The following is a 25,021-nucleotide window of genomic DNA, read 5'->3' as shown; positions in this document are numbered from 1 at the left end:
GCGCGGGGCCGCCGGCCGTGCGCCTCAGCGCTGCCTCGGGGCGTACGAACGGTACCCGTTGCCGGGTCCCGGTTCCCTCAGGCCGAGGACGCGGGCGACGATCGAGGTCATCGTCAGCGTGTTGGAGTCGAAGTCGGAGTGGGACGTCGCGTCGCAACGGCCGAGCGGCTGCGCGAAGGAGTGGGAGAAGATCGCCGTCCCCCCGACATCGGCGATCTTCTTGCGCAGGGTGCCGCCGTCCCTGTCCGGCCTGTCGAAGAACTTCTCCATGCCCAGCAGCGGAACCTCCGCGCCGTTGCTGGGCCCTTCGAAGCCGCGCGAGACCAGGTACAGGATCGACTTGTGGTACAGGGCCAGAGAACCCACGCCGCACACGTCGTCCAGCTCCAGCCGGTCGCTCAGCGCGAAGGTGGCGAAGGAGCGCACCTGCCCGTTCACCAGGTGCGGGAGCACACGCTCCAGGAAGGCGTCCACCCGGATCGCGGGCGCCGTGAAGCTCAGCGTCTCGACCGGCACGCGCAGGGCCGCCAGCCGTTCCAGCAGCCCGGCCAGGAAGATCGCTCCGGCGCTGTGGCTCACCAGGTGCACCTTCACACCCGGGTTCTCGGTGACGTACTTGCGCAGGCGCAGCGCGGTGAGCGTCGCCCCGGGCCCCTCCGCGGCGGTCGACCTCCACTCGACCTCCCGGGTCACGGGCGCCGAGGCCAGGCCGGCGTTGTCCTTCATCTGCTTCCACGCCCACGCGAGCCTGGTCCTGGCCAGGGCCTCGGCCAGCCGGTCGACGCCTTCGAAGAAGCCCAGTCCCGCCCCGACGGGCACCCGCGTGCGGAGCAGGTCGAGGACCTGGTCGATCAGGGTGTCCCACGGCCCGGTCTGCCAGGAGAAGAACACCGGGTAGACCCGGTTGTTGCGCCACCACTGGAGGTTCGCCTGGGCGATCCGCAGGCCGTCGGAGACGCCGGTCAGCCCGCCGTGGGCGTACAGCACGACGTGCCTGGCGCCGCCGCCTCCGTCCCGCGCCCAGGTCTCGTGGGCCGCCCTCATCCGCGTGAAGATCCCGTCGATCTGCGCGGGCGAGCTGTCGAGCGGCCCCTCGCGTGAGAGCTTCCCGTCGTTGCCGATGTTGACGACGTACTCCCGCAGCTCGGCCGGGTCGGGCGCGGGGACGGCGCGGATGAGGGAACCGCCGGTGACCCGGCCGGCGCGCCCGGCGGGCGGGGTGCCCGGCACGCCCAGCCGCGCCACCCAGGCGTCCAGCAGGTCCAGCTCGTCGTACGGGAGGGTCGCGTACCCCCCGCGTCCCCACTGCCTGCCCCAGGAGTTCTGCACCAGGAACCCGACCGCGTTGTAGCCGACCAGGACGAAGGCGTGCCCGCCGAGCGCCGACGGGCGGGACGGCCGCCTGATCACGTGCATGGTCTCGCCGTCGTGCCGCTCCCGTTCGGGCCGGATCCAGCCGTCGTGCAGGACGGCGGACACGCAGACCGAGCCGATCTCCCGGATGGCCGACTGCAGGTCGTCGAAGCGCGTGAGGTCGACCCGGTAGTAGGCGCCCATCGGCCGCCGCAGGCACTCGGTCCGGATCTTGGGGTCGGACAGGTCGGGCAGCGGGTCCGGGTCGGGGAACCTCCAGTCCTCCTCGGGCAGCACGCCGTGGTGGTACCACCCCTTCAGCGCGCCGCGCAGCGAGGAGCCGATGTCGGCGGCCCCCTCGAACTCGTCGTAGCGGCGGGCCAGGTCGTAGAGCATGTACGGGCTGACCGGCGCGCCGGTCTCGCGAAGCAGGTTGTTGATCAGCGCCGCCAGGGCGTGGCCCGTGCAGGACTCGCCTTCCTGCTTCATCACGTACCGGCCGGTACGGGTGTCGACGACCGGCTCCAGCGGCGCCAGGCTCGGCCGGTACGGCAGGTCCCGCTCGTCGAACACGTCGGGCAGGACGTTGAGGGCGAAGGAGCCCGCCCCGGGGACCTCGATCTCTCCTGGCGGTGCGGTCTTGATCATGGTGCTCTCCGTTCGGGTCCTGATCCCGCGACCGTACGGCCGCCGCCCCCGGCACCGCGCCGGGGACGGCACCGGGGATTTCCCCGGTCCGGCCGCCGCGGCGGAAGTGGAAGTCCCCATCCGAAAGCGCGTCCGGCGCGAACCAATCGCGTCGCCCGGTTGTCGAAATCGTTGGAACGATCCATATTTCGCCACGATACAGAGCGTCTTCGCACGACTGAACGTGCGGTGGACGGGGGGCTTGATGAAGAGCAAGGGGGGGTCGCGCCCGACGGTGCGGCCGGGGACGAGGCGATGGGCGGCGACGCTGCTCGCCGTGGCCGCTCTGACGGCGGCGTGCGGCACCGGCCGGGCGGCCGATCCGGCCGCGTCCCGGTCCGCGCCGGCCGCCGAGGCCGTGCGGGCACCGGCGGCGGGCTCCGGCTCCCAGGCGTGGCACGCCGTACGGGCCGGCGGGGAGTCCGGGATGCCGCCCGGGATGTCGTCCGGGCCGGCGCTCTCCGTGCGCGCCGCCGGCCAGTCGGCCGGCTGTCGCCGGGCCAAGTGCATCGCCCTCACCTTCGACGACGGCCCCGGCCGGTACACCGGCACGCTCCTGCGCCACCTGGCGGACCACCGGGCCCACGCCACCTTCTTCGTGGTGGGGCGGAACGTCGCCGCGGACCCCGGGCCGGTACGGCAGGCCGTCGAGGCGGGCCACGAGATCGGCAACCACTCGTGGTCCCACCGGAACCTGACCACGCTGTCGGGCGCCGAGATCCGCTCCGACCTGGCCCGCACCGACCGGGCCGTCAAGGCCGCCGCGGGCGTCACGCCGAAGCTCGTCCGCCCGCCGTACGGGGCCTTCAACGAGACCGTCCGCAGGCAGACGACGCGCCCCGTGGTCCTGTGGAGCGTGGACACCGAGGACTGGAGATACCGCGACAGCGCCGCGGTGGCGCGCAAGGCCGTCAAATCGGCTTCCCCGGGGGGCATCATCCTGTTCCACGACATCCATCCCACGACGGTGAAGGCGATCCCGAAGGTGCTGGAGAGCCTGTCCGCGCGGGGCTACAAGTTCGTCACCGTCAGCGAGCTGTACGGCGGGAAAGCGCCGAAGCTCGTCTACGGCGGCTCCCCGCGGCCCGCCGTGGCGCTCTGACGGCGCTCCGACCGGGCCCGCGCCGTACGGGACAGGTCCGCGCAGAATGGGGAGGGTGACCTCACGACGCCTCTACCACGGCACGGGCCCGGGCCCGATCACTCCCGACGGCTGCGCGGTGGACTACTACGCCACCCTCACCGCGAACGGCGAACCCGAGATCATCCACTCCGCGATCCCGCGCGGTGCGGGCATCCTGGAACTCGGCGCGGGCACCGGGCGCATCACCCGTCCCCTGGTCGGCCTCGGCCATCCGGTCGTCGCGGTCGACGAGTCCCCCGACATGCTCGCCCGCATCTCCGGCGCCGAGACGGTCTGCTCCCCCATCCAGGATTTGGACCTGGGGCGGACCTTCGAGGTGGTACCGCGAGTGGGTGCTGGCCGTACCCCGCTGAGGGGCGGGCACCGGAGGCCGCAAGGAGGTCAGAAGAGGGTCAGCGGCTCGGCCGGGAGCGGCTCGGGCAGCGGCTCGACCTCGGGCAGGCGGGCCCGCACCTCGTCGTGGAAGCGGCGGGCGAGCGCGAGGGCGTCGGCGTTGTCGGGGGTGTGGACGAACACCGTCGGCGAGCGGCCCTCGCGCAGCCACTCGGCGACCGTGCCGACCCAGTGCTGCCAGCCCTCGACCGTGGCGGCCTCGTCGTCCCGGCCGATGTAGCGCACGATCGGGCGGTCGGTCAGGGCGAGCGACCGGCGCGGCAGGCGCGGCTTCTTCGCCCAGGCCTCGCGCTCGGCGTCACTTGCCGGAGGACTCCGGAACAGGGCGGTGGTGTCGAAGGGGACCCACTCGGCGTTCGCACCGGCGAGCACCCGCTCCAGCAGGCGCCCGGACTGCGGGTCGTCGAAGAACGCGCGGTGGCGGACCTCGACGGCGTACCGGTGGGAGGCGGGCAGGGCGCGCAGGAACCCGGCCAGGACGGCCAGGTCGGCCGGGCCGAACGACCCCGGCAGCTGCACCCACAGGGCGTGGGCCCGCGGGCCCAGCGGCTCGATCGCCTCCAGGAAGGCCCGGAGCTCCTCCTCGGCGCCGGTGAGACGGCGCTCGTGCGTGATCGTCCGGGGCAGCTTGACCACGAAGCGGAAGTCGGGCGGAGTCTGCCGCGCCCACGACTCCGCGCTGCTCCTGGCCGGTGTGGCGTAGAACGTGGTGTTGCCCTCGACGGCGTTGCACCAGGTCGCGTAGGCCCTCAGGCGCTCCCCGGCGGGAAGCGGATGGGGCAGGAAACGCCCCTGCCATGGCTTGTGAGTCCACATCGCGCATCCCACGTGAAGCCGCATGACCTCGACGTTATCGGAGTCCGGCGAGGGCGTGCCATCCGGGTGATCGCCGGCCGCCCGGCCTGCGGCACGGTGCCGCCGCTCTCCTGACGATCTCCGCGGGGCGTGAGCGGACCCGGCCCCGGGCCTTCACCGGAGCACGGTTCCCGGAGGCCGCCTGCGCCCGGACGCCGCCCCGTCGGCTCCGGTGACGATCACCCGGCCACCGGAGTCGCGCGCGTGCCGGTCGGCGGCGTCGAGGATGGCCCAGCCCGAGGAGTCGATCGCGTCCAGCGCCCTGACGTCCACGATCACGACCGGCGGGACCCGGGCGGCCAGTTCCCTGGCCAGCAGCACGTGGAGCATCGGGGCGGTCACTCCGCTCAGGTGCCCGGTCAGGTGGAGGACGGTCAGGTCGTCGTACGGCTCGACCTCCGCGTGCAGACCGGCGGAGGAGTGCTCGCCCTCGCTCACAGCGCGGCCCCGGAGCGGTGCGGGGACGGAGCGTGAACGACGGTATTGACCATGCTTCGGTTCTCCTGGAAGACATGCGGGAACGGAGCCGACCAGGCTTCCCGGCACACCTGCGCGCAGCCTAACAGCCCGCACCCCATGCAGGGAAAGGGCTTTCGGGCACTCGGGCACGGGGCCGGCCGGGAACTTCCGGCGGGAGACGGCCCTCGGCTAGGGTCGCCCGATGAGAATCCGGTTCGGTCGTCCAGACATCTCCCGTTACGCGGACCGCTTCGACCTGCCCGAGGCCGGTCCCGGTCTGTCCGTCACCTTCCTGGGCGTGGCCACCCTCCTCGTGGAGGACGGCGCCTCGGCCGTCATGACCGACGGATTCTTCTCCCGCCCCTCGCTCCTGTCGGTGGGCGTACGGCGCATCGCCCCGGACCGGGCGCGCATCGACGCCGCCCTGACACGGGCCGGGGTGACCTCGCTCGACGCGCTCATCCCCGTGCACACCCACTTCGACCACGCCATGGACGCGGCGGCGGTCGCGGCCCGCACCGGAGCCCGGCTGGTCGGCGGCGCGTCCGCGGCCAACGTCGGGCGCGGCGGCGGCCTGCCCGGCGACAGGATCGTGCAGGTCGCGTCGGGTGAACGGGTCGAGTTCGGCGCCTTCGCGCTGACGCTCGCCGAGTCCCACCACTGCCCGCCCGACCGCTATCCCGGGACCATCGGCCGTCCCGTGGTGCCGCCGGTCAAGGCGTCGGCCTACCGCTGCGGCGAGGCCTGGTCCCTGCTGCTCCGGCACGCGAGCGGCCGTACCGCGTTGATCCAGGGCAGCGCCGGCTTCGTCCCGGGCGCCCTGAGCGGGTGGTCGGCCGAGGTGGCCTACCTCGGCGTGGGCCAGCTGGGCGTCCAGGACGAGGACTACATCCGGGCCTACTGGAGGGAGACGGTCGAGACGGTGGGCGCGCGCCGGGTCGTCCTCATCCACTGGGACGACTTCTTCCGCCCCCTGGACAGGCCCCTGCGCGCCCTGCCGTACCTCGGCGACGACCTCGACGCCACCATGCGCGTCATCGACCGGCTCGCCGCCGAGCAGGGCGTCCGGGTGCACTTCCCCACTCTGTGGCGGCGCGAGGACCCCTGGGCCGGACTCCCCTGACCCGGCCGGCCGCGGAGGCGGGCAGCGGATGATTCCCCGGCCCTTGTAGGACGGAACCCGGCCTACTTCCGGAATAGCGTCGCATCGACGACCTTCACATTCCCGGAGGAACCATGACCGTCAAGCCGATCCCCGAGGGCTACACCACCGTCACACCGTGGATCATCTCCTACGACACGGCCGGGCTCATGTCCTACCTCACCCGGGCCTTCGACGCCGTGGAGCTGGCCCGGGTGGTCGGCGACGAGGGGCGCATAGGCCACGCGGAGATGCGCATCGGGAACGCGGTGGTGATGATGTTCGACTCCAGACCGGGCTGGCCGCGCACCCCGGCCTTCCTGCGCCTGTACGTCCCCGACGCCGACGCCGCCCACCACCAGGCCGTCGAGGCGGGCGGCACGTCGGTCACGGAGGTCACGCACCTGTACTTCGGCGACCGCGTCGGCCGGGTCAGGGACCCGTTCGGCAACCTGTGGTGGATCCAGACCCGCGTCGAGGACGTCTCCCCCGACGAGATGGAACGCCGCCTGAGCGACCCGGTCTTCGCCAAGGCGATGGAGTACGTCCAGACCGCCGACTTCTTCTGAGCCCGCGGCCGGAACGCCTGCGAGGTGCTTGCCATGCCCGCCCTCACCTCCGGGCCGACGGCTCAGTGGCCCCGGCGGATCCACTCCTCCAGGTGGGGTTTCTCGGCGCCGATCGTCGTGGACGGGCCGTGGCCGGTGTGCACGGCCGTTTCCCCGGGCAGGGTCAGCAGGCGTTCGCGGATCGAGGCGACGATGGTGCCGAAGTCCGAGAACGACCGGCCGGTGGCGCCCGGGCCGCCCTGGAAGAGGGTGTCGCCGGTGAAGACCGCGCCCAGGTCGGGGGCGTGCAGGCAGACGGCGCCGGGGGCGTGGCCGGGGGTGTGCAGGACCTCCAGGCGGGTGCCCGCGACCTTGATGACCTGGCCGTCCGTCAGGGAGCCGTCCGGGTCGCGGTCGGGGTGGGTCATCCGCCACAGCGGCAGGTCGTCGGGGTGCAGCAGGACGGGCGCCGAGGTGGCGCGGGCCAGATCGGGCGCGACCCTGATGTGGTCGTCGTGGGCGTGGGTGGCGATGACGGCCACCACCCGCCGCTCCCCCACCAGGCCGGTGATGGCGTCCACGTCGTGGGGGGCGTCGAAGACCACGCACTCGGCGTCGTCCCCGAGCACCCAGACGTTGTTGTCGACGTCGAAGGTCTGGCCGTCGAGGCTGAAGGTGCCGGAGGTGACGGCGTGGCCGATGCGCGCGCCGCCCGTCACGCCGCCCGTCACAGGGTCACCACCGAACGCAGGACCTCACCGTGGTGCATCTTGGCGAACGCCTGCTCGACCCCGTCCAGCGCGATGGTCTCGGTGACGAAGCCGTCGAGGTTCAGCCGCCCCTGCAGGTACAGGTCGATGAGCATGGGGAAGTCGCGGCTGGGCAGGCAGTCGCCGTACCAGGAGGACTTCAGTGCACCGCCGCGCCCGAAGACGTCCAGCAGCGGCAGCTCCAGCGTCATGTCCGGGGTGGGCACGCCCACCAGCACCACGGTCCCGGCCAGGTCGCGGGCGTAGAAGGCCTGCTTGTAGGTCTCCGGGCGGCCGACCGCCTCGATCACGACGTCCGCGCCGAAGCCGCCGGTCAGCTCCCTGATCGCCTCGACCGCGTCGGTGGTGCGGGAGTTGACCGTGTGGGTCGCGCCGAAGCTCTTGGCCCACTCCAGCTTGCGGTCGTCGACGTCCACCGCGATGATCTTCGCGGCTCCGGCCAGCGACGAGCCCAGGACGGCCGCGCCGCCGACGCCGCCGCAGCCGATGACGGCCACGCTGTCGCCGCGGGTGACGCCGCCGGTGTTGATGGCCGCGCCGAGGCCCGCCATCACGCCGCAGCCCAGCAGACCGGCCACGGCCGCCGACGCCGCCGGGTCCACCTTGGTGCACTGCCCGGCCGCCACCAGGGTCTTGTCCGCGAACGCCCCGATGCCCAGCGCCGGGGACAGCTCCGTCCCGTCCTCCAGGGTCATCTTCTGCGTCGCGTTGTGGGTGTTGAAGCAGTACCACGGACGGCCGCGCAGACACGCCCGGCACTGGCCGCAGACCGCCCGCCAGTTGAGGATCACGTAGTCGCCCGGGGCCAGACCGCTCACGCCCTCGCCGACGGCCTCGACCACGCCGGCGGCCTCGTGGCCGAGCAGGAACGGGAAGTCGTCGTTGATGCCGCCCTCGCGGTAGTGCAGGTCGGTGTGGCACACCCCGCAGGCCTGGACGTTGACCACCGCCTCCCCGGGACCGGGGTCGGGCACGTGGACCGTCTCCAGTGAGACGGCCTGGCCCTTGCCCCGCGCGATCACGCCGCGTACTTCGTATGCCATCGCCTACTGCCTTTCCTTCGTTCCGGGAACCCACGATAGGGAGGGTGGAGGCATGATCACGCGAGACGCGCCCGGACGGGAAGGGACCGCCGGGCGCGTGTTCGGACGTGCCTGTTCCCGCTACGGCTCCGTACCTGTTCGACCCTATTCGGCCGGGACGGTGTTGAGCGGCGCGGCGGGGACGGTCAGTACGGTGGCCACCAGGGCGGCCAGCACCAGGGACGCGACGCCGATCACCCCCAGGGACGGGCCGAGCCCTCCGGTCACCGCGGCCAGGGCGCCGATGAGCAGGGGCGAGAGGAACTCTCCCAGGAACAGGGCTCCGGTCCACAGGCCGGTGCCGCGGCCGCGCTGCGCGAACGGCAGCCGGTTGACCGCCCAGGTGAGCAGGGTCGGCAGGAGCAGTCCCGTGGCGAAGCCGGTCAGCACGGCGCCCGCGACGATCACGGGGACGGCCTCGGTCGCGGCGATCAGGAGCAGGCCGAGACCGGACAGGGCGAACTCCGCGATGAGCAGCACGCGCGCCCCGCGGCCGGAGATCTTGGCGAACAGGCCGGCCCCGACGGCGGTGGCCAGCGACATGAGCGCGGTGACGCCTCCGATGACCGCCGGATCGGAGATCCCCACACCGTCCAGGACGTAGGCGAGCTGGACGATCAGCGTGTAGAAGACGACGCCTCCGCCGACGGTGACCAGGGAGGGGACGAGCAGGGGCCGCCAGGGCCAGGGCTGCCGGTCTCCGTCACGCGCCTCTTCCTGACGCGCGTCCTGCTGGTGCGCGTCTTCCTGATGCGCGGCGGGCTGCCGCAGGAGGAGCGCCATGGGGATCGCGGCGAGCGCGGCGGCGGCGTACAGCCAGAACGGCGTGCGCCAGCCGTCGGCACCGAGCAGCCCGCCGAGCGCGAAGAAGGCGGTCGCGGTGCCGGCGATCGCGTAGCCGACCATGGTGACGATCAGCAGGCGCTTGCGGTCGAACCGGTCGGCGACGGCGCCGGCGAAGGGGGCGCCGAGCGCGACGAACAGCGCCGGGATGGTCAGGATCACCGGGACCAGGACGTCGACGCCCGGTGTGGAGGCGAAGTGTTCACTGATGCGGGGCAGGACCGGGGAGAGCAGGACGGCGCCGAGCACGGGCATGCAGCTGCCGATGAGCAGCAGGACGAGCTGGGGCGCACCAGCCTGCTTCGCGGTGGCCGGCTGGGACATGCGGGCCTCGCTAGAAGTCGCGGGGATGGTGCACAGCACTGTCCGGCACGGGGCGCGGTCCACGGAAGACGGAAATCCTGATACCCCGCATCCACGCGGTGGATGGCCCGGCCCCGCATCACAGCAGAGATCAGGCCCCCGCATCACAACGGAGATCAGGCCCCCGCATCACAACGGAGATCAGACCCCTGCATCGCACCGGAGGAATCCGGCCCATGCGCCACGCCGGAGGAATCCGCCCGTGCGCCACGCCGGAAGGGCCGGGCGCCTACGTCGCGCCGGAGGGTCCGGGCCGGTCGTCGAGGCCGGCGGCCACCCGGGCGGCGGCCTCGCGCAGCCAGATGTGCGCCGCGTCCTGGCCGTGCACGGGATGCCACCACAGGGCCTCCTGCAGGGGCACCGCCTCGAAGGGGCAGGGCAGCACCCGTACCGGCGCGATCCCCTGCAGCATCCGGGCCAGGCGCCGCTGGACCAGGGTGACCCGGCGGGTCCCGGCCACGAGGTTGGGCAGCAGGGAGAAGTACTGCACGGAGACCTCCACATGGGGTTCCAGCCCCAGCGCGCCCAGCTGCCGGGTGACCGGTGCGTCGAAGAAGCGCCGGTAGACCGCCCAGGGCAGGCGGACCAGGTCCTCCATGGTGATGCGCTCGCCGATGTCGGGATGGTCGGCGGAGATCAGGCACACCCACTCGTCACGGTACAGCTCCACGGCGGGGAAGCCGCTGATCACCCCGTGCGGGACCAGCACGCCGTCGACGCCGCCGAGCACGGTGTCGGTGGCCTCCACGATCCGGGAGTCCATGTTCTGGAAGTGCAGCCGGACGCCGGGCGCCTCGGCGTGCAGGACGCGGGCGAGCTCGGCGCCGAAGACCGCGATCGCGTAGTCGGAGGAGAGCAGGGTGAAGTCGCGCTGCTCGGTGCCCGGCCGGAAGTCCGCCCGGCTGGTGAACAACCGCTCCAGCACGCCGCAGGCGTTCGCCGCGGGTTCCCGCAGCGCGGCGCCCAGCGGGGTCAGCTCGTAGCTGTTGCCCTTCCTGGCCAGCAGGTCGTCGGAGAAGTGGCGGCGGAGCCTGGCCAGGGCGGCGCTGGCCGCCGGCTGGCTGAGCCCGATCCGCCTGCCGGCCCGGGTGACGCTGCGCTCCTCCAGCAGAGCGTGCAGGGCGACCACGAGGTTCAGGTCCAGGCTGGCGAGGTTCACAGCTCCTCCTTCCCCGCGGTTATTCGTCTGACGGATTGATCCGATCCGGGGAATCGATTTCCCAGATTCGCCACGTTAGCCCAAGGTTGGGGGCACCGCACCGGGAGGAAACACCGTGGAAACACACCCGCCCCTTGCCGGCCCGTTCGCGCTCGGCACCTTCTCCGCAGGCGGCGGCCCCGCCTTCCCCGGCCTGGTCACCGACGACCGGGTCCTGGACCTGCGCACCGTCCCCGTGCTCGGCGTGCCGGACCTGACCACGCGGGCCCTGCTGGAACGCTGGGACGACGTCCTGCCGCTGCTGCACGCCGCCGCCGGATCGCCGGAGGGAACGTGGCTGCCGCTGCCGGACCTGCGGGTGCACGCTCCGGTCGAGCCCCGGCAGATCCTGCAGTCCGGCGCCAACTACCGCACCCACGTCATCGACCTGGCGGTGGCCCACGAACCCGCGGACGGCCGCCCCGCCGAGCAGGTGCGGGCCGAGGTCGCCGCGATGATGGACCGCCGCGCCGCCGAGGACCGGCCGTATGTGTTCATCGGCCTGCCGTCCTCGATCACCGGCCCGTACGACGACGTGGTCATCCCGTCCTGGTGCGCGAAGCCGGACTGGGAACTGGAGCTGGCCGCGGTGATCGGCCGCCCGGCCTACCGGGTGACTCCGGAGGAAGCACCGGAGCACGTGGCCGCCTACACCCTCGCCAACGACCTCACGGCCCGCGAGCTGGTGTTCCGCCGCGACATGCCGGAGATCGGCACCGACTGGCTGCGGGCCAAGAACGCCCCGACGTTCACCCCGCTCGGCCCCTATCTGGTGCCGTCCGCCTTCGTCGGCGACCCCGGCGACCTGCAGGTGACGCTGCGGCTCAACGGCGAGGTCATGCAGGACGAGTCCACCGAGGACATGATCTTCGACGTGGCGCGGCTGGTCTCCTACGTCTCGCAGACCGTGGAGCTGCTCCCCGGCGACCTGGTGCTCACCGGCAGCCCGGCCGGCAACGGCATGCACTGGGGCCGGCTGCTGCGTCCGGGCGACGTGATGGAGGGGACGATCACCGGCCTGGGCGTGCAGCGCAACCGGTGCGTGGCCGAGTCCACCGGAGACGACGAGTCCACCGGAGACGACGCGTGATGCCCGGCCGGACCGACCCCGAGGGCGCCATCGCCGAGGCCGCCGCGAAGTACTCCAACTGGGGCCGCTGGGGGGACGACGACGTCCTGGGCACCGTCAACTTCATCGACGAGGCCGGGCGCCGCGAGGCCGCCGCGCTCGTACGGCACGGCGTTTCCCTCTCCCTGTCCCAGCGCTTCGACACCGACGGCCCGCAGAAGGGCTGGCGGCGCCGTACCAACCCGGTGCACACCATGACCGACACCGGCATGGAGGCCGTCCACGGCGACCAGGGCTTCCCGCACGGGTTCGGCGGCGCCGACGACGTCATCGCCATGCCGTTGCAGTGCTCCACCCAGTGGGACGGCCTGGGCCACATCTTCGACCACGGCAGGGCCTGGAACGGCCGCCCCGCCGACAAGGTCGTCACCAGCGAGGGCGACCTGGTCACCGGCATCGAGCACCTGGCCGCCCCCGTCGCGGGCCGCGGCGTCCTGCTCGACGTCGGCCGCGTGTTCGGCGACGACGGCGAGCTGCCGGACGGCTTCGCGATCACCGAGGAGCACCTGACCGCCACCGCCGGGGCGCACGGCGTCGCGGTCGGCCGCGGCGACATCGTGTGCGTGCGCACCGGGCAGCTCACCCGGGCCCGCCGCGACGGCTGGGGCGACTACGCCGGCGGTCCCGCGCCGGGGCTGTCGTTCACCACCGCCGGCTGGCTGCACCGCACCGAGATCGCCGCGATCGCCACCGACACCTGGGGCTTCGAGGTGCGGCCGAACGAGTTCGACCACGCCTTCCAGCCCCTGCACCAGGTCGTCATCCCCCACATCGGGCTGCTCGTCGGCGAGATGTGGGACCTGGACGCCCTCGCGGCGCACTGCGCGGCCGACGGCGTCCACGAGTTCTTCCTCGTCGCCGCCCCGCTGCCCGTCACCGGCGCGGTGGGCTCCCCCGTCAACCCCATCGCCATCAAGTGAGGCCTCCATGACAGCAGCAGGGAACGTCCTCATCGTCGGCGGCGGCACCGCCGGATCGGCCCTGGCGATCCTGCTCGCCCGCGGCGGCGTCGCCGTGGACGTCGCGGAGATCAATTCGGAGCCTGCCGCGCTGGGCTCGGGCATCACGCTGCAGGGCAACGCGCTGCGGGTGCTGCGCGACCTCGGCGTCTGGGACCAGGTCGGCGCCGCGGGCTTCGCCTTCGACTCCCTCGGGCTGCGGACCCCCGGCGGGGACCTGATCGCCGAGATCCCCGACGCCCGCACCGGCGGCCCCGACCTGCCGGCCACACTCGGCATGAACCGCCCCGAGCTGGCCGCGATCCTCACCAAGGCCGTACGCGAGGCCGGGGCGCGGCTGCGGCCGGGCCTGACCGTGACCTCCCTGACCGAGACCGGGGACGGCGTGCGGGCGGAGCTGTCCGACGGGACCACGGCGACCTACGACCTGGTCGTGGGCGCCGACGGCATCCGCTCCGCGGTCCGCGGGCTCATCGGCGTCGGCACCGCCCCCCGGCCGACCGGCATGGGCATCTGGCGCATCCACACCCGGCGCCCCGAGGGGGTCGAGCGCACCGACCTGATCTACGGCGGCCCGTGCTTCATCGCCGGATACTGCCCGACCGGCGAGGACACCATGTACGCCTACCTGGTGGAGAAGGCCCGGCCGCGCGAGTCGGTCGCCGACGCCGACAAGCCGGCTCACATGCGGGCCCTGGCCGAGGGGTACGGCGGCGCCTGGGACGAGATCCGCGCCGACATCACCGATCCGGACCGCATCAACTACACCTGGTTCGAGTCGCTGCTGGTGGAGCGGCCCTGGAACCGCGGGCGCGTCGTCCTGATCGGCGACGCCGCGCACGCCTGCCCGCCCACCCTCGCCCAGGGCGCCGCCCAGTGCCTGGAGGACGCCGCCGTCCTGGCCGAGCTGCTGCTGGCCGCCGACCGGCTGGACCAGTCGCTGTTCGACGCCTTCATGGAGCGCCGCTTCGAGCGGGTGAAGGCCGTGGTCGAGGCGTCCGTGCAGCTGGCCGACTGGCAGCTGGACCCCGCGCCGGACGCGGACGTGCCGGGCCTGATGGGGCGGATCTCCGCGACGGTGACGCGGCGCCCGTGAACACCGCTCCCATGGACATCGCTTCCTCCAACGCCACACCCGTGAAGACCGTCGATGTGCACGCGCATGTGATCCTGCCGCAGGTCGAGCAGGCCGTGGCCGGGCAGCCGGGGCTGGCGGCGCACCGTGAGCTGGACGCCCGCCGCAACGGCCCGGAGTCCCTCGCGGTCTCGGGCCGGATGGTCGGCGAGCGGATCGCCCGGCTCACGCAGGTGCCGGTACGGCTGGCCGACATGGACGCCGCCGGAGTGGACGTGCAGATCGTCAGCCCGTCCCCGTCGCACTACCACTACTGGGCCGGCGAGGATCTCGCCGAGCGGGTCTGCCGCCTGGCCGGCGAGGGTGTCGCCGAGCACTGCGCGCAGGCCCCCGACCGGCTGTACGGCCTGGGCCTGGTCCCGCTCCAGCACCCCTCACTGACGGTGAAACTCCTGGAACACGCCCTCGGCCTGGGATTGAAGGGCGTGGAGATCTCCTCCCACGCTCCCGGCCGGGAGTTGTCGGATCCGGCGTATGAGGAGTTCTGGGCACGGGCGGCGGACAGCGGGGCGGTGGTCTTCCTGCATCCGTTCGGGTGCACGCTGGATGAGCGGCTGGACCGCTTCTACCTGTCCAACATCGTCGGCCAGCCGGTCGAGAACGCCGTCGCGCTCTCCCATCTGATCTTCTCCGGGGTGCTGGACCGGCACCCGGGGCTGAAGGTCCTCGCGGCGCACGGCGGCGGCTACCTGCCCACGTACCTGGGCCGGGCCGACCACGGCCGGCGGGTGCGGCCCGAGGCGCGCGGCTGCGCCGAGCCGCCCGGCTCCTACCTGGGGCGGATCTGGTTCGACTCGCTCGTCTACGAGCCCGCCGCCCTGCGCGCCCTCGTCGGCGCCGCCGGGGCGTCCCGGGTGGTGCTCGGCTCCGACTACCCCTTCGACATGGGCGTCGAGGACCCCGTGGACCGGCTGTGCGCCGCCGGGTTCGACCGGGAGACCTGCGACGCGATCCGCGGCGGCAACGCCGCCGCTCTCTTCGATCTCTAAGGAACAACCACCATGTCCGACCGCCTCATCACTCACCTGCGCCACGTCGACCTGGCCGTGCCCGACTACGACAGGCAGCGCGAGTTCTACGCCGGCGTCTGGGGCCTGACCGAGGTCGCCGACGACTCCGGGATCAGCTTCCTGGCCGCCGAGGGCTCGCCCGAGCAGTACATCATCCGGCTGCGCCAGGCCGAGGAGAAGCGCCTCGACCTCATCGCCTTCGGCGCCGCCACCCCGGCCGACGTCGACGCCCTCGCCGAGCGGCTGAGCGCCGCGGGCGTCCGGCTGGTCTCCGAGCCCGGGAAGATCGACACCCCCGGCGGCGGGTACGGCCTCCGCCTCTTCGACATCGACGGCCGCACCGTCGAGGTCTCCGCCGACGTCGCCGTGCGCGCCCACCGCAGGCTGGAGGCCAAGGAGGCGGTACCGGTCCGGCTCTCGCACGTGGTGCTCAACGCCCCCGACATCGACGCCACCCGCGCCTGGTACGAGACCCACCTGGACTTCGCGCTGTCGGACACCCTTGCCCACCCGCGCATGGGCAAGGTCATGCACTTCATGCGCTGCAACCCCCGGCACCACAGCATGGCCATCGCCCGCGGCCCGCACGCCTCGCTGCACCACATCAGCTTCGAGCTGCGCGGCCTGGACGAGTACATGTACGGCACCGGCCGGCTGCTGCGCGCGGGCGTGCGCATGATCTGGGGGCCGGGCCGCCACCTGGCGGGCGACAACACCTTCTCCTACTTCATGGACCCGCACGGCAACACCGTGGAGTACACCACCGAGCTGGAGGAGCTGGACGAGGACGCCTGGCACCCGCACGTCTACGACTTCTCCCAGCCGGAGGTCACCGACCAGTGGGGCACCGCCAACCCGATGAACGAGCTGGTCGCCAAGGAGTCCTTCAACGACGTCGACCGCGGCGTCTTCGTCGCCCCGCCTGTCTGAGCCCCGCCTGTCTGAGCCCCGCCGGTCCGATCCCCACCCGCCTGATCCCCACCTGGCTATCCGGAGAGCACCATGCGTCTGGCCACCTACCACCACCAGGGCCTGCGCCGCAGCGGCGTCGTCGACGGCGAGGCGGTCCTGCCCTTCCCCGAGGGGACCGACCTGCTCGACGTCGTCCGTACCGGCTCCGTCCCGGGAACCGGGGCGGCCGTGCCGCTGGCCGAGGTGCGGCTGCTCCCGCCGGTCGAGCCGCCCTCGGTCCGCGACTTCGTCACCTTCGAGGAGCACGTCGAGGGCGTGCGCCGCAGCGTGAGCGGCGCGGCGGGCGTCCCTGACGCCTGGTACGACGCGCCGACGTTCTACTTCACCAACCCCCACGCGATGATCGGCGCCCACGACGACGTCCCGGTGCCGCCGGGCTGCCGCGCCCTGGACTTCGAGCTGGAGGTGGCCGCGGTCATCGGCCGCGAGGGCCGCGATCTCTCCCCCGAGCGGGCCCGCGACCACATCTTCGGCTACACGATCTTCAACGACTGGTCGGCCCGCGACCTGCAGTCGCGGGAGATGCAGGTCGGGCTCGGTCCCTGCAAGGGCAAGGACTCCGCCACCACCCTCGGCCCGTGGCTGGTCACGGCCGACGAGCTGGAGCCGTACCGCGACGCCGACGGCTTCCTGCGCCTGGCGCTGACGGCCGAGGTCAACGGGGTCGAAGTGGGCCGGGACCTGCTGTCGAACATGGGCTGGCCGTTCGAGGAGCTCCTCGCCTACGCCTCCCGGGGCGCGTGGGTACGGCCCGGCGACGTGCTGGGTTCGGGCACCTGCGGCAACGGCGGCTGCCTGGCCGAGCTGTGGGGCCTGCGCGGCGAGCAGGACCCGCCCCCGCTGAAGCCCGGAGACGTCGTCACCCTCACCGTCGAGGGCATCGGCACCGTCTCCAACACCGTCGTCCCCGGCGCCGTCCCCGAACCGGTCCCGCCCGCCCGCAGGCGCCCGCGCGACCGGCCCTGACCCCGGCCCCCGTGGCCGGGTCATCCCGGAGTCGCACACGGCACCGGGTCTTCGCCCGAAGTGGCAGGTGAAGGCGGACGTTCGGACGAAGCCGGACCCGCGCGTGATCGAAAATCATGGGCGGCATGAAAATCAAGATCACGCGCGGCGCCGGCGTCGCGGGCGCCGTCACGGCGGGCCTGCTCGCCCTTCTGGCGGCCGTCCCCGCCCACGCCGCCGATCCCGCAGGAGTCGGACCCGCGCAGGACGTGAGCCTGGCGCTTCCCGCGCCGACCGGGCCCCGGCCGGTGGGGACCGTCAGCCTGCACCTGGTCGACCGCACCCGCCCCGACCCCTGGGTGCCCGCCGAGGAGGCCAGGCAGCTCATGGTCTCGCTGTGGTACCCCGCCGGGAAGGGCGGCGGCCGGCCCGCGCCGTACATGACCGACGAGGAGGCCGCGGCCCTGCTGGAGGGCCAGGGGGTCACCGGTGTCCCGAGCCGGGCGGTCAGCGGCGCCGCGACCCACGCCGTGGCCGGGGCCCGCCCGGCCGGGCGCCCGGGCACGCTGCCGCTGGTGGTGCTCTCGCCCGGGTTCACGATGCCGCGCTCGTCGCTGACCGCTCTGGCGGAGGAGCTGGCCAGCCGGGGGTACGTGGTCGCCGGCATCGATCACGTGCACGAGTCGTACGGCACCAGCCTGCCCGGCGGCCGGCTGGCCCGTTGCGCGGCCTGCGCGCAGCAGGAGGCCGACCCGTGGGCGTTCGGCGCCAAGGCGGTCGCGGGACGGCAGGCGGACGTGTCGTTCGTACTCGACGAGCTGCTCGGCCGGCACCCGGTGTGGAAGGGCGCCCGGCTCGTCGACCGCTCGCGTGTCGGCATGGCCGGGCACTCGCTGGGCGGTTCGAGCACGTCCTGGACGATGCTGAAGGACGGGCGGGTGCGCGCCGGGGTCAACATGGACGGCACCTTCTTCGCGCCCGTCCCGGCCGGGGGCCTGGCTCGGCCGTTCATGCTGATGGGGGCGGGCGGGATCCACGAGCCGGGCGGCCAGGACTTCACCTGGGGCCGCGACTGGGCGCTGATGACGGGCTGGAAGCGCTGGTTGTCGGTGAAGGGCGGCGACCACGTCTCCTTCACCGACTATCCGCTGCTGGCCGGGCGGACGGCCAGGGAGCTGGAGGTCACCCGGGCCTACGTGACCGCCTTCATGGACCGGCACCTGCGCGGGCGCGGGCGGGAGCTGCTGGACGGGCCCTCCCCGGCCTTCCCCGAGATCGCGTTCTGGAGGTGAGCCCCGCCGCAGGTCGTCCGTGAAAACCGGGGGTTCGGGCTCCGGCGGGGTGGCCGGTCCGCCGAAGCCGAACGAGAGCGGTGCGCCGTACTCCTACCCTAGGACGGTATGAATCGCCCCACGGGGCCCGGACCGCGCCGGCCGGACCCCGTGGCGGCACCGCCCGTTCCCGCGAACCCGCCCGCAAGGAGAGCTCCGACGCCATGGGTGCCAACCACTCGCACGGCCCGTCCGTCCCCCGATCACGGGCGACGGTGTGGGCGACCCTGGCCGTCATCGTCCCCCTGGCGGTCGCCACCCTCGCGGCGCTGGTGTGGATGTGGCCGACCGAGCCCGTCTCCACCGCCGAGCAGGCGAAACTGGAGCGGGTCACCGGGACGATCGCCGGCATCACCTTGACCCCCTGCCCCCAGGAGCCTCCCATCGAGGGGCAGGCCCAGGCCGCGACGGTGCCTGCGGACCCCGCCACCTGCGGTGACGCCAGGGTCCTGCTCACCAGCGGCGAGGACTCCGGGCAGCGCGTCACCAGCCCGCTGCCCAGCGGCCCCGGCGCGCAGCGGTTCGCCGAGGGCGACGACGTGGTGCTGATCCACACCACCGACACCACGCTCGACGTGCCGCCGTACCAGATCTCCGACCACGACCGGTCCACCCCGCTGTGGCTGGTCGGCGCCGCGTTCTCGCTGGCCGTGATCGCCTTCGGCCGCTGGCGCGGGGTGTCGGCGCTGGTCGGGCTGGCCATCACCTTCGTCCTGCTGCTGATGTTCGTCATCCCGGGGATCCTGGCCGGCCAGCCGCCGCTGCTGGTGGGGATCGTCGGCTCCGCCGCGATCATGCTCACGGTGCTGTACCTCACCCACGGCTTCAACGTCACCACCTCCACGGCGATCGTGGGCACCGTGATCAGCCTCAGCCTGACCGGCCTGCTGTCGTATGCCGCCATCGGCCTGGTCGACCTCAACGGCATCACCGACGAGAGCTCCTTCTACCTGGACAGCAGCTACCGCATCAACACCCAGGGCCTGCTGCTGGCCAGCATCATCATCGGCTCACTCGGCGTGCTCGACGACGTCACCGTCACCCAGGCCGCCACCGTCGCCGAGCTGGCCCACGCCAATCCCGGCTACGGCTTCGCCCAGCTGTACCGGGCCGCCTCCCGGGTCGGCCGCATGCACATCGCCTCGGTGATCAACACGATCGTCCTGGCCTACGCCGGCGCCTCCCTGCCTCTGCTGCTGCTCATCAGCGTCGGCGAGGAGCCCGTCGGCCAGGTCGTGACCAACCCCGTCCTGGCCCAGGAGATCGTCCGCAGCGTCGCGGGCACCCTAGGGCTGATCTCGGCCGTCCCGATCACCACCGCCCTGGCCGCGCTGGCCGGCGCCCGCCGTACCCACTCCGGCCACGACCACCCCGACCACGATCACCCCGACCACCCGGCGTCCGGGGCCCGCCACCGCCGTCCCCCGGACGTCCTGCCCGACCCCGTCCGCTGACCGTCCGCCCGGCGGGTGCCGGGGCGCGTCAGGCCGCCGGCCGTACGGCCCGGACGTAGGCGAGCATGACCGGCAGGTCGCCCTCGTCCTGGACGTGGAACCCGGCCTCCGGGATCAGGCCGGCGAGCAGGTCCTTCGGGTTGTGCCGCATCTCGGGGCCGGTCAGGGCGCCGGCCAGGTGGGCGAGCAGATGGTTGGAGGGCGGGCGGAACTCCGCGATCAGCAGACGCCCGCCCGGCTTCAGCACCCGGAACATCTCCCGTACGGCGGTGCCGCGCGCGTCGACCGGCATGTGGTGCACGGCCAGGCTGGAGACCACCACGTCGACGGAGGCGTCGGGCACCGGCAGCGCCTGGCCCACGCCCACCTGGTAGGAGCAGTTGCCCGGGGCGCGGCGGCGGGCGTGCCCGATCATGGATTCGGCCGGGTCGACGCCGGTCACCTGCCCGGACGGGCCGGCGACCGGGGCCAGGATCCGGGTCAGGTAGCCGGTGCCGCAGCCCACGTCGAGTACCCGGTCGCCCGGGCGCACTCCGGACAGGGCGGCCAGCCGGGTGAAGATCTCGCGCCGCCGCCCGAGGAAGCCGATCTCGGCCACGAGCTCGTAGGCGCGCGGGTGGTCGATCGTTCCCCCCTCATCGGCGTGTTCGGTGTGGCCGGTGTGGTCGTGCAGCAGTTTTCCCAGACCCATCGGTTCTCTCCTCTCGAACAACCTGTTCACTTATGGATGATCTGTTCGCTAGCGTGGACGGGTCAATCATCACTTCCGGCGTGGTGTGCCGTACTGGACAGGGAGCGGTGAAGTGCCCGGAAACGCAGCGCCCGGGAACCCCGACAGGCGGGTACGGCGCACCCGCGCGGCGATCCGGCACGCGCTGATGGAGTTGATCCTGGAGAAGGGGTATGAGCCGGTGACCGTCACCGATCTCATCAACCGCGCGGACGTCGGCCGCTCGACCTTCTACGCCCACTTCACCGACAAGCAGGCGGTGCTGTTCGGCTCCCTGGAGGAGCTGGACTTCCTGCGCCCGTCCCCGGACGCCGGCGGCCCGCTGTTCGCCTTCAGCCTGGCGATGTTCGAGCACGTGCAGGAGCAGCGCAGGCTGGTGCGCGCGCTGCTCGGACGGCGTGGCGGCCGGGAGGTGGTGGCGCACGGGGAGCGCCTGCTGACCGCCGCCGTCCGCGACGAGCTGCTCGCCCGGGGCGCGGCCCCCTCCCCCCACCTCGACCTGGTGGTCACCTGCGCCGTCGGGGCGTTCATGGCCCTGACGCGCGCCTGGGCCGACGACGAGATCACAGCCACCCCGGCCGAGCTGGACACGGCGTTCCGCGCGACCGTCATCCCCGGCGTGCGGACGCTGCTGGAGCGGGACTCCGGCCGGCGGCCCTCACCCGCGGAGTGAGCGCATCCCCGGCCGGCCGTCGCCCGCGCAGTCGGCCACAGGCGACCTCCAAGATCGCAATTCTCGATGCGGGCGCACTATACTTCGCGATATGTCGGGTGATCTGGTGCCGGAGCGCCGTGACCTACGTGTCTCACACGAGGAGCGCGACGAGGTCGCGGAGAAGCTCAGGGTCGCCGCGGGCGACGGCCGCCTCACGCTGGAGGAGCTCGACCAGCGGCTCGAGGTGGCGCTGGCGGCGCGCACGTACGGCGAGCTCGAAGCGGTCCTGCGTGACCTGCCCGCCGCTCCCGGTGCGGCCCGGACCCCCGCTCCGGTCTCCAAGGAGCTCATCCACCTGAAGACGGGCAGCGGCCAGATCCGGCGGGACGGGGTGTGGGCGGTGCCCCGCCGCATGGAGGTGGAGATCGGCAGCGGGCATGCGATCCTCGACTTCACCCAGGCCGTCCTCACGCACCCGGCCATGGATCTCTCGGTCGCGATCGGCAGCGGCCGGCTGTTGCTGATCGTGCCGCCCGGCGTGGCGGCGGACGTCGACAGCGTCACGGTCCGCAGCGGCAGCATCCGGCAGCGCGCGCGACTCGAACCCGGTGCACCGGTCAAGCTGCTGGTCACCGTGTCGGGCTCGGTGAAGAGCGGATCCGTCGTCGTCCGGCGGCCGCGCCGCAGCTTCTGGGACTGGCTGCGCCGCCGCCCGCACCCCTGATCGGACGCCCGTCGCCGAGATCGCCCGAGCCGTCGGCACCAGCCCGCGGGCGGTCCAGTACGCCTTCCGCCGCCACCTGGGCACCACTCCGACCGGCTATCTGCGCAGAGCCCGGCCGGAACGGGCGCACCGGGACCTGCAGGCCGCCGGCCCGGCCACCGGCCGCACCTGACCCACCCTCCGGCGCCGGAGCGTCACCGGGAATCGGCGGCCGGTTGGCGGACCGGGGAGAGCGCGGAGTCCACGGTCGCCTCCAAGGCGGCGGCGGCCTCCCCCGCCGGGAGCCGCCCCGCCTCGACTTCGGAGGCGGCCGCGTGCAGGAGGCTGTAGACCGTGGCGAGCAGCCAGTCACGCGGGAGGTCGGCGCGTATGCTGCCTTCTTCCCGCCCGCGGTCGACCAGCGCACCGATCGTGGCCATGGGCTCGTCGTGGTGGTCGCGCATGCGCTCGGGGCCGAGAACGCGGGTGGCCGCGGCGTGCAGGCTGCGGTAGCGGTCCAGGACCTGCCAGCACGAGCGGATCACCCCCGCCAGCGCCTCCCGGGCGGGCAGGCCCTCCGCCGGGACCGCGGTCAGGACGGCGCGGGCATCGTCGATGGCGCGTCTCATCACCTCGTCGAGCAGGTCCTCCCGGGAGGGGAAGTGGCTGTAGAGGGTGACCCGGCCGACCCCGGCGGTACGGGCGATGTCGGCCATGGTGGCGTCGGTGTCCCGGCGGAAGGCGGCGAGCGCGGCCTCGACGATGGAGGCGATGCTCCGCTCGGCGTCGGCCCGGCGCCTGGTGCGGGGGCCGGCGCCGGGAGCGGTGCCGGTGGAGTCGGTGGCCATGGGGCAAGCGTACGATCCCGCTCGATGGGCGAAGTCCGGACCGATGGGGCAAGCGTACGATCCCGCTCAGTGGGCGAAGATCGGGCCGTCGGTCACCGGAGGGCGTCCCTTGGGCAGGACGAAGGCGACGGTCACCGCGACGACGGCCGCACCGATCGCCGCCGCCCGGTAGGCGTCCCCGAAACCACCGAGCTGCGCGGCGCCGATGCCGGTCGCGGCGAGGGTCGAGATGAGGGCGACACCGAGACCGGCGCCGAGCTCGGGCCCGGAGGTGAGCACCCCGCCGAGCAGGACGCCCGCAGCGGCGCCACCGCCGCCGATCGCCGCCCACACGCCGAGCGCGCGGTGCCGCTCGGGTCCGTGGAAGGTGGTGGTCACGATCGACAGCGCCGACGGCGACAGCAGCGAGGCCAGCGTGAACACGACCAGGCCGGTCAGGAAGACGCGGCGGCGGCCGTACAGGTCCGACAGCCGGCCGCCGAGCAGCATCAGACCGCCGAAGCAGAGCGTGTAGGCGGTGACGACCCAGGTCACGGCGGACCGGTCGAGGGCGAGGTCGGCGCCGATGGCGGGCAGGGCGATGTTCACCACGGTGATGTCGAGGATCACCATGAACTGCGCCAGGCACAGGACGACCAGAGCCCGCCGGCGGCGGGGGTCGGGCGGCGCGGAATGCGGGACCGCGTGGGGGTGGGCTGCCGGGTGAGCCATGGGAGCCTGCCTTAAATCGAACATCCGTGTTCGGATTAAGGCAGCACAAACCGAACACCGATGTTCGGGTTGCTTTCCCGTCCACTTCCGAAATACCGTACGGGGGTATAGTGTTAAGACAGGTGACGCGGAGACGACCGGAGGCGGGCACATGGCCGGATACAGCCACGACAAGCAGGACCACCTCAAGCGGCTGCGCCGCATCGAGGGACAGGTGCGCGGCCTGCAGCGCATGGTCGACGAGGACAAATACTGCATCGACATCCTGACGCAGGTCTCGGCGGCCAACCGTGCCCTGCAGTCCTTCGCCCTGGCGCTGCTGGAGGAGCACATGGCGCACTGTGTGGCCGACGCCACCGCCAAGGGCGGCGCCGAGGCCGAGGCCAAGGTCAAGGAGGCCTCCGAGGCCATCGCCCGGCTGGTGCGCTCCTGAGCTCCGCACCCCTTCGGCACCCTCCGCGCTCCCGTTCCCGCTACGTTCGCCGGGTCCAGTGGAGAAGACGACCGCTCGACGACGGCACCGGCCCAGGTGCCGCCGCGGTCGAAGACGTCCCCGTCTCCCCGTGGAGGGTCTTCTTTCCCCATGGTGCCCGCCGTCCGCCGTACCGGCACTCCCCGCGTGCTGACCGCCGCGATGGGGCTGGTCCTCGCCACCGGAGCCGGTCCGGTCACCGGCGCCGCCGCGCGGGCGGGCGACGAGCGACAGGTCATGCTCAAGGGCTCCACCACCGCCTCCTACTTCTGGGACGACGGTTCCGGCCGCGCCGGTGACACCGGCCTGCCGGCCTCGGGCAAGCCCATGCAGAAGGGCCTGGCCGCCTCGCCCTCCTGGCCGCTGCTGACCGAGGGCTACGTGCTCTACAACGGCAGGAAGGCCCCGTTCTTCGTGGGCGACCGCGGCCCCGGCGAGCCCTCCGACCGCGGCGTCATGCTGGACCTGGACGCCAAGACCTTCGCCGAACTGACCGGCGGCACCTTCAACGCCGACACCCTGAACGTGGACGACAACGGCGGCAAGGGCCACATCAAGGTCACCTACGTCATCACCGAGTGGGGCCCGGGCGCGGGCAGGAAGAACCACCCGGTGCCCTTCTCCAGCGGCGCCTACAAGGTCAAGGACACCGACCCCGCCGAGCCCGTGGCCGTCCCGGACGACGCCGGAACCGAACCGGCGACGACCGCTCCCCCTCCGGCCGGCGGCGCTCAGGCAGGGATGCGGACTCCGGCGGCCCCGCCCTCTCCGGGACAGGCCTCTCCCACTCCGAAGCAGGCCGCCGGAACCGCCGCCGCCTCCTCGGCCGTCGACGACTCCGGCGGGATCTACACCGGGATCCTCCTGACGGCTCTCGGCGCGGCCGTCGGAGGAGCGGTCACCGGCAGGCGGCTCCTGGGCCGGCACCCCGTCGGCCGGAACGGCTCACCGCCGCCGAGGCACCCCGCGCACAGGCGAACGCGCGGCCGGCACCGCCGTACGGGCGGCCGCCACGCCCGCCCTCGCTGAACGGGCCGCCTCGCCCGACGGGCGACGGCGGGAGGCCGCCCGCCGGCCGGGTGCCGGTCCGCGACGGGTGTGCCGAGTGACCTGCGAGGGTGGATCGTAGGA

Annotated in this window: 26 protein-coding genes; 16 read left to right on the top strand and 10 right to left on the bottom strand. The window is 73.1% G+C overall.

From position 1 onward, the window contains the following. Nucleotides 1–24 precede the first annotated feature (24 nt). A complete protein-coding gene (locus Pta02_RS31510) occupies nt 25–2,001 on the bottom strand; it encodes a C1 family peptidase (RefSeq protein WP_203878621.1) in 1,977 nt (658 codons plus the stop codon). Between the two features lie 244 nt (nt 2,002–2,245). Here Pta02_RS31510 and Pta02_RS31505 point away from each other — a divergent pair, with 244 nt between their 5' ends. Further along, complete coding sequence (locus tag Pta02_RS31505) at nt 2,246–3,142, top strand: polysaccharide deacetylase family protein (protein WP_239131369.1); 897 nt, start codon at nt 2,246–2,248, stop codon at nt 3,140–3,142. A gap of 423 nt (nt 3,143–3,565) precedes the next feature. Here Pta02_RS31505 and Pta02_RS31500 read toward each other — a convergent pair whose 3' ends face one another. Then, on the bottom strand, nt 3,566–4,417 hold the full coding sequence (locus Pta02_RS31500; protein WP_377237702.1) for a DUF72 domain-containing protein: 852 nt from the start codon (nt 4,415–4,417) through the stop codon (nt 3,566–3,568). Between the two features lie 129 nt (nt 4,418–4,546). Beyond that, complete coding sequence (locus Pta02_RS31495; protein WP_203878619.1) at nt 4,547–4,870, bottom strand: STAS domain-containing protein; 324 nt, start codon at nt 4,868–4,870, stop codon at nt 4,547–4,549. A 223-nt stretch (nt 4,871–5,093) separates the two neighbouring features. Between Pta02_RS31495 and Pta02_RS31490 the strand changes: the two genes are divergently transcribed. Beyond that, on the top strand, nt 5,094–6,014 hold the full coding sequence (locus Pta02_RS31490; protein WP_203878618.1) for an MBL fold metallo-hydrolase: 921 nt from the start codon (nt 5,094–5,096) through the stop codon (nt 6,012–6,014). 113 nt (nt 6,015–6,127) lie between these two features. Further along, the gene (locus tag Pta02_RS31485) at nt 6,128–6,601 is read left to right on the top strand and encodes a VOC family protein (RefSeq protein ID WP_203878617.1); all 474 of its coding nucleotides are present in this window, start codon (nt 6,128–6,130) and stop codon (nt 6,599–6,601) included. A 62-nt stretch (nt 6,602–6,663) separates the two neighbouring features. On the opposite strand, the gene Pta02_RS31480 is transcribed toward Pta02_RS31485, so the two are convergent. From Pta02_RS31480 to Pta02_RS31465, 4 genes are all read right to left on the bottom strand, one after another. Beyond that, nucleotides 6,664–7,311 carry an MBL fold metallo-hydrolase gene (locus Pta02_RS31480; RefSeq protein WP_239131368.1) on the bottom strand — a complete coding sequence of 216 codons (648 nt, stop codon included), beginning with the start codon at nt 7,309–7,311 and terminating at the stop codon, nt 6,664–6,666. Beyond that, entirely contained in the window at nt 7,308–8,393 is a 1,086-nt protein-coding gene (locus Pta02_RS31475) for an S-(hydroxymethyl)mycothiol dehydrogenase (RefSeq protein WP_203878616.1), read from the bottom strand. The genes Pta02_RS31480 and Pta02_RS31475 overlap by 4 nt, the downstream gene beginning before the upstream one ends. 144 nt (nt 8,394–8,537) lie before the next feature. Next, nucleotides 8,538–9,599 carry an MFS transporter gene (locus Pta02_RS31470; protein WP_203878615.1) on the bottom strand — a complete coding sequence of 354 codons (1,062 nt, stop codon included), beginning with the start codon at nt 9,597–9,599 and terminating at the stop codon, nt 8,538–8,540. Between the two features lie 268 nt (nt 9,600–9,867). Next, nucleotides 9,868–10,797, bottom strand: coding sequence for a LysR family transcriptional regulator (locus Pta02_RS31465; RefSeq protein ID WP_203878614.1), 930 nt, complete (start codon nt 10,795–10,797; stop codon nt 9,868–9,870). Nucleotides 10,798–10,912: 115 nt separating this feature from the next. Here Pta02_RS31465 and Pta02_RS31460 point away from each other — a divergent pair, with 115 nt between their 5' ends. The 8 genes from Pta02_RS31460 to Pta02_RS31425 all read left to right on the top strand — a co-directional run bounded on the left by Pta02_RS31460 (nt 10,913) and on the right by Pta02_RS31425 (nt 19,771). Then, on the top strand, nt 10,913–11,926 hold the full coding sequence (locus Pta02_RS31460; RefSeq protein WP_203878613.1) for a fumarylacetoacetate hydrolase family protein: 1,014 nt from the start codon (nt 10,913–10,915) through the stop codon (nt 11,924–11,926). Then, nucleotides 11,926–12,885 (top strand): cyclase family protein, encoded by a 960-nt coding sequence (locus tag Pta02_RS31455; RefSeq protein WP_203878612.1) that lies wholly within the window; start codon nt 11,926–11,928, stop codon nt 12,883–12,885. Before Pta02_RS31460 ends, Pta02_RS31455 begins: the two co-directional genes overlap by 1 nt. A gap of 7 nt (nt 12,886–12,892) precedes the next feature. Then, complete coding sequence (locus tag Pta02_RS31450; RefSeq protein ID WP_203878611.1) at nt 12,893–14,020, top strand: FAD-dependent monooxygenase; 1,128 nt, start codon at nt 12,893–12,895, stop codon at nt 14,018–14,020. Nucleotides 14,021–14,031: 11 nt separating this feature from the next. Then, a complete protein-coding gene (locus tag Pta02_RS31445) occupies nt 14,032–15,048 on the top strand; it encodes an amidohydrolase family protein (RefSeq protein WP_203878610.1) in 1,017 nt (338 codons plus the stop codon). Nucleotides 15,049–15,060: 12 nt separating this feature from the next. Further along, nucleotides 15,061–15,999, top strand: a complete 939-nt coding sequence (locus Pta02_RS31440) for a VOC family protein (protein ID WP_203878609.1) — start codon at nt 15,061–15,063, stop codon at nt 15,997–15,999. A gap of 72 nt (nt 16,000–16,071) precedes the next feature. Then, nucleotides 16,072–17,007 (top strand): fumarylacetoacetate hydrolase family protein, encoded by a 936-nt coding sequence (locus tag Pta02_RS31435; protein WP_203878608.1) that lies wholly within the window; start codon nt 16,072–16,074, stop codon nt 17,005–17,007. A gap of 125 nt (nt 17,008–17,132) precedes the next feature. Further along, a complete protein-coding gene (locus tag Pta02_RS31430; RefSeq protein ID WP_203878607.1) occupies nt 17,133–18,278 on the top strand; it encodes an alpha/beta hydrolase family protein in 1,146 nt (381 codons plus the stop codon). A 203-nt stretch (nt 18,279–18,481) separates the two neighbouring features. After that, nucleotides 18,482–19,771, top strand: coding sequence for a YibE/F family protein (locus tag Pta02_RS31425; RefSeq protein ID WP_203878606.1), 1,290 nt, complete (start codon nt 18,482–18,484; stop codon nt 19,769–19,771). Nucleotides 19,772–19,799: 28 nt separating this feature from the next. Here Pta02_RS31425 and Pta02_RS31420 read toward each other — a convergent pair whose 3' ends face one another. Then, nucleotides 19,800–20,462, bottom strand: coding sequence for a class I SAM-dependent methyltransferase (locus tag Pta02_RS31420; RefSeq protein WP_203878605.1), 663 nt, complete (start codon nt 20,460–20,462; stop codon nt 19,800–19,802). Between the two features lie 112 nt (nt 20,463–20,574). On the opposite strand from Pta02_RS31420, the gene Pta02_RS31415 reads away from it, so the two are divergent. From Pta02_RS31415 to Pta02_RS42385, 3 genes are all read left to right on the top strand, one after another. Beyond that, nucleotides 20,575–21,174 carry a TetR/AcrR family transcriptional regulator gene (locus Pta02_RS31415; protein ID WP_203878604.1) on the top strand — a complete coding sequence of 200 codons (600 nt, stop codon included), beginning with the start codon at nt 20,575–20,577 and terminating at the stop codon, nt 21,172–21,174. Nucleotides 21,175–21,265: 91 nt separating this feature from the next. After that, nucleotides 21,266–21,880: a DUF1707 SHOCT-like domain-containing protein gene (locus tag Pta02_RS31410; protein ID WP_203878603.1), complete on the top strand. Its 615-nt coding sequence runs from the start codon at nt 21,266–21,268 to the stop codon at nt 21,878–21,880. 19 nt (nt 21,881–21,899) lie between these two features. Beyond that, the gene (locus Pta02_RS42385) at nt 21,900–22,052 is read left to right on the top strand and encodes a helix-turn-helix domain-containing protein (RefSeq protein ID WP_203878663.1); all 153 of its coding nucleotides are present in this window, start codon (nt 21,900–21,902) and stop codon (nt 22,050–22,052) included. A 22-nt stretch (nt 22,053–22,074) separates the two neighbouring features. Here the strand turns inward: Pta02_RS42385 and Pta02_RS31400 are convergent, their stop codons facing one another. Together Pta02_RS31400 and Pta02_RS31395 are read right to left on the bottom strand one after the other, a co-directional pair. Then, nucleotides 22,075–22,707, bottom strand: coding sequence for a TetR/AcrR family transcriptional regulator (locus Pta02_RS31400; protein WP_203878602.1), 633 nt, complete (start codon nt 22,705–22,707; stop codon nt 22,075–22,077). Nucleotides 22,708–22,773: 66 nt separating this feature from the next. Continuing rightward, entirely contained in the window at nt 22,774–23,418 is a 645-nt protein-coding gene (locus Pta02_RS31395; RefSeq protein WP_203878601.1) for an MFS transporter, read from the bottom strand. 151 nt (nt 23,419–23,569) lie between these two features. Here Pta02_RS31395 and Pta02_RS31390 point away from each other — a divergent pair, with 151 nt between their 5' ends. Next, the gene (locus Pta02_RS31390) at nt 23,570–23,851 is read left to right on the top strand and encodes a metal-sensitive transcriptional regulator (protein WP_203878600.1); all 282 of its coding nucleotides are present in this window, start codon (nt 23,570–23,572) and stop codon (nt 23,849–23,851) included. A 150-nt stretch (nt 23,852–24,001) separates the two neighbouring features. Then, nucleotides 24,002–24,919: a hypothetical protein gene (locus Pta02_RS41545; protein WP_307837510.1), complete on the top strand. Its 918-nt coding sequence runs from the start codon at nt 24,002–24,004 to the stop codon at nt 24,917–24,919. Nucleotides 24,920–25,021: the final 102 nt, after the last annotated feature.

Source organism: Paraplanobispora takensis (assembly GCF_016863195.1).
GTDB classification, from domain to species: Bacteria; Actinomycetota; Actinomycetes; order Streptosporangiales; family Streptosporangiaceae; genus Planobispora; species Planobispora takensis.
Note: the sequence above shows the minus strand (reverse complement) of the source record. Positions and strands in the feature narration are given on the sequence as shown.